General features: G+C 41.9%; 9 protein-coding genes and 1 pseudogene. All 10 read right to left on the bottom strand.

Annotation, left to right across the window (positions count from 1 at the left end; genetic code table 11):
- Positions 1-14: 14 nt before the first annotated feature.
- On the bottom strand, positions 15-1,565 hold the full coding sequence (locus G593_RS0115420) for an AAA family ATPase (RefSeq protein ID WP_029732292.1): 1,551 nt from the start codon (positions 1,563-1,565) through the stop codon (positions 15-17).
- Between the two features lie 15 nt (positions 1,566-1,580).
- Positions 1,581-1,943, bottom strand: coding sequence for a single-stranded DNA-binding protein (locus G593_RS0115425; protein WP_044994609.1), 363 nt, complete (start codon positions 1,941-1,943; stop codon positions 1,581-1,583).
- A 490-nt stretch (positions 1,944-2,433) separates the two neighbouring features.
- Positions 2,434-2,970: a hypothetical protein gene (locus G593_RS0115435; RefSeq protein WP_029732294.1), complete on the bottom strand. Its 537-nt coding sequence runs from the start codon at positions 2,968-2,970 to the stop codon at positions 2,434-2,436.
- Positions 2,971-3,099: 129 nt separating this feature from the next.
- Positions 3,100-3,267, bottom strand: coding sequence for a hypothetical protein (locus G593_RS20320; RefSeq protein WP_155961849.1), 168 nt, complete (start codon positions 3,265-3,267; stop codon positions 3,100-3,102).
- The gene (locus tag G593_RS0115445; RefSeq protein ID WP_029732295.1) at positions 3,264-3,500 is read right to left on the bottom strand and encodes a hypothetical protein; all 237 of its coding nucleotides are present in this window, start codon (positions 3,498-3,500) and stop codon (positions 3,264-3,266) included. The genes G593_RS20320 and G593_RS0115445 overlap by 4 nt, the downstream gene beginning before the upstream one ends.
- A gap of 19 nt (positions 3,501-3,519) precedes the next feature.
- Entirely contained in the window at positions 3,520-4,188 is a 669-nt protein-coding gene (locus G593_RS19120) for a replication/maintenance protein RepL (protein ID WP_029732296.1), read from the bottom strand.
- Between the two features lie 107 nt (positions 4,189-4,295).
- On the bottom strand, positions 4,296-4,469 hold the full coding sequence (locus tag G593_RS20325) for a hypothetical protein (RefSeq protein ID WP_155961853.1): 174 nt from the start codon (positions 4,467-4,469) through the stop codon (positions 4,296-4,298).
- Positions 4,462-4,629, bottom strand: a complete 168-nt coding sequence (locus tag G593_RS20330) for a hypothetical protein (RefSeq protein ID WP_155961855.1) — start codon at positions 4,627-4,629, stop codon at positions 4,462-4,464. The genes G593_RS20325 and G593_RS20330 overlap by 8 nt, the downstream gene beginning before the upstream one ends.
- Before the next feature lie 17 nt (positions 4,630-4,646).
- Positions 4,647-4,829, bottom strand: a complete 183-nt coding sequence (locus tag G593_RS20335) for a hypothetical protein (protein WP_155961857.1) — start codon at positions 4,827-4,829, stop codon at positions 4,647-4,649.
- Positions 4,830-5,402: 573 nt separating this feature from the next.
- Positions 5,403-6,935 (bottom strand): annotated as a pseudogene (locus G593_RS20965) (hypothetical protein); the annotation flags it as partial.

Below are 6,935 nucleotides of genomic sequence, written 5' to 3' on the forward strand. Positions count from 1 at the left end.
CACCCGCACCTTTCCTATGAGATGCTTTCGTCATCGAAATCACATTGCTCATAGTCGAGCTCGTACAATAACAGCCCATAATTTCTCGCAACATTCCATGCGATTTTGCGCAGTTCTTTTATCTTATCGATGTCACAGTCCTCAAGCTTTACCAGAAGACGGTTTTTTGGCTTCTCCAATGGATGCACGATCTGCCGTACGGGAACTGCCTGCATTTTTCGGATGACCGATAAGAGAGCGCACATGTTCTTTCGCTTGCTGGAACGCTTGGTCTCGAGGAACAGATGAATCACTGCAGCCTCCGTAAAAATCTGCGCCTGTTTAATCGTCAGATAGTCGTAACAGGCATTTAAACCGGGACCATATTTCCCCATGAAACTTTTCGTCTCAAAAGGCTCAAACATCGCCTCGGCAAAAAGGTGAATGGAAACCTCATCTTCATGGACCTCTTCCAGTGATATCGCGCCCAGTTTTTCTTTTTCAACGGGTTCCATCACCATTCTTTCTGCAGGGGTTCTTGGCTGGATGCGACAGCGGTTGCCGACAATCTCATCTACGACAAAATCATCCCTGTAATCCACACGGTATTCACATACTTCTTTTCTATCCGCCAGATGATAGAGCGGTTCTTTTAATACCTTCACCATCTCACTTTGCAAGCCCCTTGCACCGATGCCACGGTCTGAAATATGCTTAGCCATGTGCGCCGCAGCGTCCAGTGTCATGGATACCTGTACCCCCTCTTCTTTCTGCAGGAGATGATTTAACTCAAACACCGGGGAAATCTCGGACTTTAAGAGAATGTTCTCATAATCGCCTGCGGTAAGTTCATTCATCACTGTAAGGATGGGAAAGCGTCCAAGGAGCTGTTCACTTACCCCATAGGCGTGTAAATCGTCGGTGGTCACATTCCTTAAGATGTTGCTATCTGACAGGTCACTTTCCCTGTCCTCTGTAAAAAATCCAAGCCTTTTGGGTGCCATTCTTTCTTTGATTATCTCATCTAATCCGTCAAAGGCGCCAATCGCAATGAAAAGGATGTTGTCGGTAGATAACGTCATCCGTTTCTCTCCCTCGCCAAGGGATATTTCCGTACCTTCGATAAACTTGAGCAGATTCGCAACAGGAGAGAAGGTTCTGTCCTTTGTGCGCGGTTCAAACACCTTGTCAATCTCATCCAGAACAACGATGGCAAATTCATCGGCTTCCTCCAGCGTTTTATTTCTCTTTAGGGTTGCTTTGGCAATGTCATAGACGATGTCGGAAACCTGTTTGCCTTTCCAGCCAGCCCCTCTAAGCTCGCTGGCATCCTCAACGACCAGCGTCATGCCGAGGATATCTGCTGCGGCCTTGATGGCAGAAGTCTTTCCCATGCCGGATTTGCCGAGTACAAAGAGATTGTATTTTGGTCTGCTTATCTTCTTTCCGGTGCGAAGAAAGTACTGCCTTCTTTCGTTGTGCAGCCAGATACAGGTGGACAGGTCGTGCAGATACACGTCCTGCCCAATGATTTTCTTTTTCAGTTCCTGTTCCAGTAGAGCAGGAGTTAATTGTGTGTTGTCCATGATAACAGCCTCTCTTTAGTGAAACGGAAGTTCTTCGGACTGACCGTTTGCAGCTTCTCCCTGTTTCCGTGATTCTGTAAACTCCTGTCTTTCCACAACGATTTCTGTTGTGTAAACGGTCTTTCCGTCCTTATCCGTGTAACTGCCGGTTGCAATCCTGCCAGTTACAGCAACCTTGATTCCTTTGAAGAAGTAACTCTCTGCGAACTCAGCCGCCTTTCCAAATGCAACACAGCGCACATAGGCAACCTCATTTTTATCTTTGCTGTAACGATTAATCGCCAGTGTATAATGTGTAACTGCAACCTGTCCGTCTGTCTCCGGGTATTTCGTCTCCGGGTCACGTACCAGTCTTCCAATCAAATTCACGTTATTCATGCTTTATTCCTCACTTTCGTAATTATCATCGGGATCTTACTTACACTTACACACCCGCCCCTTTTTTCTCACGTTTTTTATAGTTAAAAGATAAGTGGGAAGCAGTCCCACTTTGCGAAGCTGGGCATAAGAGGGGGAGTGTCGGCTATGCCGACCGCAATGGAGCAAAGCGCAATTGCGTCACGACCCCTTATGCCCTTTTTCTTTTCGAGCAGTATCAGAGGCATTCATTATGCCGATATACTGCAAAGCCTGATTTATCAGGCTTTTTTCCGTGTTCACATCGAAAAGAAATATGCCCCTTTTTTGTGTTCAAAATGAACACTTCGTCACACCGCGCCCAAAGGCCTAGTATTTTGGCGGTGTGTGGCACTCACGTTTGTACAATTTGAAAGCATCCCATGACGCAGTTTGTACATTTGAAATCTTGCGGATTTTCTGTAAAAAAAAATACACCCCGTATGGAAAGTCCATATCGGGGTGTATGCTGTTATCGAATATAATAGACGTCGCCAGCCCATCCACTGTCGATGGTGTCCCATTCCGTACGTTTCGGGCGGTAACAGTCATGTGGCTTGCTATGCCTTGGTTGGGACAGTAATCCCATGTGATTCATTTTCGTGAAGCACTGTTTCACAAGATATACCTTCGTGTTCAGCTGATAGGCGATGTCTTCTGCTGTGATGAAAAAGATGTTATTTTTCTTGGACTCTTCCAGCACACGCACGCAGTAATCCAAGATTTTATCTGGATGTAGTTTCCTGCATTTGTGTAAATTCTTGTGTTGGATATCCATGCTCTGTATCGTTTCGATTTCATGCTCCAGTTTGTGTATCTTGCGTTTCAGGGACTGGATTTCGTTACGATTGGCAGGGTCCACATGACACAATTTGCGTTTGGCAACTCGTAAATCCCATTGTTTGGAGTCCAGCAATTCTTTCTTTTTCGGTTGCCGGACAATCGTATCTGCATGGTTTGTATCGTTGCAATCTGGTCTATAGTATGTGTTGTTATCTTCTCTAAACATAGTAATCAAATCCTTTCTCGTATCCTAGTTTTTAAGTATTTGTTTTTGCTCCCGTATGTTTGTATGTATGAAAAAAAAAAAAAGACCTCACGTGTGTCCGTGAGGTCTGCATAGAGTTTATAGTTTTTGTTATTGTTTCTTGTTTAAAATGCGGTGTGCAATATAGCACATGGCATCGATGAGAAGAATGACACCAAGAAAAGCAAGAATGGTATCACCTGTACTTGCGATTGCCATGATAATCAGCATGGTAATTGTTTGTGATACACCAACGATGATAAATGTATTATCTTTCATGATGATACCTTTTCTTTCTTCGTACAGAGTGTGTCTAATCCGTAGACATTGCCGTTCGTGTCTTCTACTACCCACTGTTCGACACCATCTTCGATATAGGCATAGGCATCTTTCGATGCCGTGGCTGTATGAAGTGCTAATTCATTGAATTCTGCGTCGAGATAGAGCGTATCACTTTTGCGAATTTGTTTGATTTCAGATTCTGTCATGAGCCTATAGCTTGTCTTCATCATATATTTTTTTCATTCCTTTCTATTCGTGTAGGTCTTCTTTGTACCAATATTTATCACCAAAAGATACGTGTTCCAGACACCAGTCGGTAACTGTTAAGTCTTTAAAATCTTCGTTTTCAAAGAGTTGTCTGCCGAGTGCGTAAGCCTTTTCCGGTGATGTTGCATTGATGTTGTAGTACATTCGACCATCTTTTAGATAATAGTGATGCTCGTCTTTTTGTAGTCCGTTGCATTCGATAGGTCCGATATCAGCAACGGTATTGGCAACGTAACCTTGCACCACAAAGGCAACTTCGTATGTTGGCATAGGTATTCCTCGCTTTTGGTTCATAGGTGTGGATGATGGACAATACTGTGTTGGATTTACCCCGCCTATCCGTGCTATTTCTGGATTAATGGTATAGACATTGGATGTACTCTGTTTGCGGATGGAAAGCCATTTGTTTTCTTCCAGATATTTTATCGCTTTGTTGAGGTCACTTCTGGTAAACACTAACGTTTTTTCTAGTGTTTCCATGCTAACGACTAAAGAGTTGTTGGCGTCCATATTTTTAATAATAAACATAAAAACTTCGAAAGCGGATGGATTTTCATGCGCTGACTCGGCAATGTCCATTAGATAATTTTTATTAAATCGTATATAGCTGCGATTTTTATCATTTGTTGTAAATTTTGTTTTTTTCTCCATGTGAATTTCCTTTCTATGTGTCATCTAATTGACACATATATGTAACATATTTGACGAGTTGCTCGTCATCTGTGACACATCATGTGTCATCATATTCTTTTTACGTGTTAATCATATCCATTGCATTTGCAATAATATTCGACATCTGGATGCCCGCAGACGTATAGATAGCCGTTTTCTTTTAACAGTTTTAATCCTGCATTGTAGCGTATATCGTTGGTATAATGGTCTTTTTCTGCCAATTGGTTGATGGCATTTACCCTGTTGTTATTGTTATTCATAGTCATCACCGTCTTCGATAAGTTCACCGCAGTCTGGACAGCATGGACAATGTTCGTCTTCGTCAAAAGACAGGTCAGTCATGCCCATTGTTTTTGACCAACGATAACCACAGGCTGGGCATTCGTAAGTATTGTTATCAATTTTGATTTTTCGTGCCATAGGTGTTCATCTTCTTTTTATTCATGATGTGCTATCCATTTTTGGATTTTGTTACTATGTGACGTATTGCCAACAATTTTCTTATAGATGTTCACAAAATCTGTGTTGCAAAAAGCGGTTGGTAAATCATTCTCTTCCAGATATGCATTAAATGTGTCGATTTCTTCGTCAGATAAGATGCTTGTTGTTGTATCTGGCATTTCAACAATGTCGCCACAAGATTGCAGTGTGTGAAATAATTTTTCATCTGAAATGATATATCGGAATGCTGTATCACAGTATGGACACGTGTGGATGATTGTGTGACGAATATGAATGATATTGGATTGTTTGTGTTTTTCAAATAATAAATGGTGACAACAGGAACATGCAAGCCATGATGTGTTCGATGGGTTTAAAATGGATGCTGGCATGATGAATGCTTTATTATATAATAGAAATTGGTGCATCATATCAATCCTTTCTGTGCAAATTTTCATATATTCAATCGCATGTGTGTATTTTTGTGTAAATTTATAAAAAAGAAACAGCCGTCAATCTCTTCTTACGCTAAGAGACTATGGCTGTTTCTTTTCTTGTAAACGCCATCTGCAATAAGGAACAACTGCTTGCAGAGGCAATCGATTATACGCATATTCACCCGGCGGCGTTTATCGCCGCCTGTTTTCTCATGTTTTTATAATTTTTTACTGTAAAAGCGAAACGTGCTGAAACAAAAAAAAAGTCCCGCCCCCATGTAGGGACGGGCTTATAGAAAGGGTTGAGATAATGGTTTATTTTTCTACTGTCTTGTGACAATGTTTGCATTCATCATAAGCTTTCTTGTCAACGACATAGACTGTCTTTGTTTCAGCGTCATGATGAATTTTAACTTCAACATCGTCTTCATAGTAGTTCTTGCATTTTGTGTCAGGATTTTCACGTTTAGTTAAGATTATGTGTACACCAACTTCTTCTTCAGTTTTGAACTGTGCACCGCAACCACAGCAGATGTAGCGTGGCTCTACAACAGTTTCATCATATGGGTCTTTCACGGTAATGGTTTCGTTGTGACCTTCTTCTTTATGATGAAGCCAATCATGGTCAGTCATTGGAATGTTCTTTGTGTAGCTATCACCACAGTCTGGACAAGTGAAAGTCTTGATACCTTCTTCTGTGCATGATGCTGGTTTAGTAACTACACCGTCGTCATAGTGATGACCAGTAGCTTTGATGCTTTCTGTGTAAGTATCGCCACAATCTTTACATGTGAATGTTTTGATACCTTCTTCTGTGCAAGTAGGCGCTTTTGTTACCACACCGTCATCATAGTGATGACCTGTTGGTGCGATTTCTTCTGTCTTTGTCTTATGACAGATAGTACATGTGTAAGTCTTCACACCTGCTTCTGTACAAGTAGGGTCTTTCGTTACGATACCGTTGTCATAGACATGAGCATCTGTTGTTGGAATGCTTTCGGTATACGTATCACCACATGTCTTACATGTAAATGTCTTTACACCTTCTTCGTAGCAAGTCGGCTCTTTGGTAACGACACCTTCGTCGTAAGAGTGACCAAGTGCTTTGATTTCTTCTGTGTAAGTGTTACCGCATGTTTTGCATGTGAATGTCTTTACACCTGCTTCGGTACAAGTAGGTTCTTTTGTAACAACACCTTCGTCGTATGCATGTCCAAGTGCATCGATATCTTCGGTATGTGTATCGCCACATACGGTACAAGTGTAAGTCTTTACACCTTTCTCTGTACATGTTGGCTCTTTTGTTACGATACCGTCATCGTAAGTGTGGTTACCAGTTGCAGGAATGACTTCTGTCTTTGTATCGCCACAAGTCTTACAGGTGAATGTCTTGACACCGTCTTTACCACAAGTAGCTGGTGTTGTGATAACGCCGTCATCATAAGCATGTCCTAATGCTTTGATTTCTTCTGTGTGTGTATCACCGCACACTTTACATGTGAAAGTCTTCACACCTGCTTCTTCGCAAGTAGGTTCTTTTGTAACAACTGATTCATAATCATGGATACCTGTTGGTGCGATTTCTTCTGTGTAAGTGTCACCACATGTTTTACATGTGAATGTTTTCACACCAGCGTCTACGCAAGTAGGCTCTTTTGTAATGACACCATCATCATAAGCATGCTGTCCTCCGGTCTCTACCCAGCGACCAGAAGCATCCACATAGTAGTTTCCTATCCACTTGCTTGTCGCCATTGCTCCGTTTGCTTCTACGTAGTAATTGCCTATCCATTGTCCGGCTGCCATAGCACCGCTTGTATTCATGTAGTACCAAGTATTACCGATTTT

The organism is Dorea sp. AGR2135 (assembly GCF_000420885.1).
In the GTDB taxonomy this organism is placed as follows: domain Bacteria; phylum Bacillota; class Clostridia; order Lachnospirales; family Lachnospiraceae; genus Dorea; species Dorea formicigenerans.

What these genes read in the sequence shown, in the direction of transcription:
- G593_RS0115420 (WP_029732292.1), bottom strand. Translation starts at nt 1,565, where the DNA reads ATGGACAACACACAATTAACTCCTGCTCTACTGGAACAGGAACTGAAA.
- G593_RS0115425 (WP_044994609.1), bottom strand. Translation starts at nt 1,943, where the DNA reads ATGAATAACGTGAATTTGATTGGAAGACTGGTACGTGACCCGGAGACG.
- G593_RS0115435 (WP_029732294.1), bottom strand. Translation starts at nt 2,970, where the DNA reads ATGTTTAGAGAAGATAACAACACATACTATAGACCAGATTGCAACGAT.
- G593_RS20320 (WP_155961849.1), bottom strand. Translation starts at nt 3,267, where the DNA reads ATGAAAGATAATACATTTATCATCGTTGGTGTATCACAAACAATTACC.
- G593_RS0115445 (WP_029732295.1), bottom strand. Translation starts at nt 3,500, where the DNA reads ATGATGAAGACAAGCTATAGGCTCATGACAGAATCTGAAATCAAACAA.
- G593_RS19120 (WP_029732296.1), bottom strand. Translation starts at nt 4,188, where the DNA reads ATGGAGAAAAAAACAAAATTTACAACAAATGATAAAAATCGCAGCTAT.
- G593_RS20325 (WP_155961853.1), bottom strand. Translation starts at nt 4,469, where the DNA reads ATGAATAACAATAACAACAGGGTAAATGCCATCAACCAATTGGCAGAA.
- G593_RS20330 (WP_155961855.1), bottom strand. Translation starts at nt 4,629, where the DNA reads ATGGCACGAAAAATCAAAATTGATAACAATACTTACGAATGCCCAGCC.
- G593_RS20335 (WP_155961857.1), bottom strand. Translation starts at nt 4,829, where the DNA reads ATGCCAGATACAACAACAAGCATCTTATCTGACGAAGAAATCGACACA.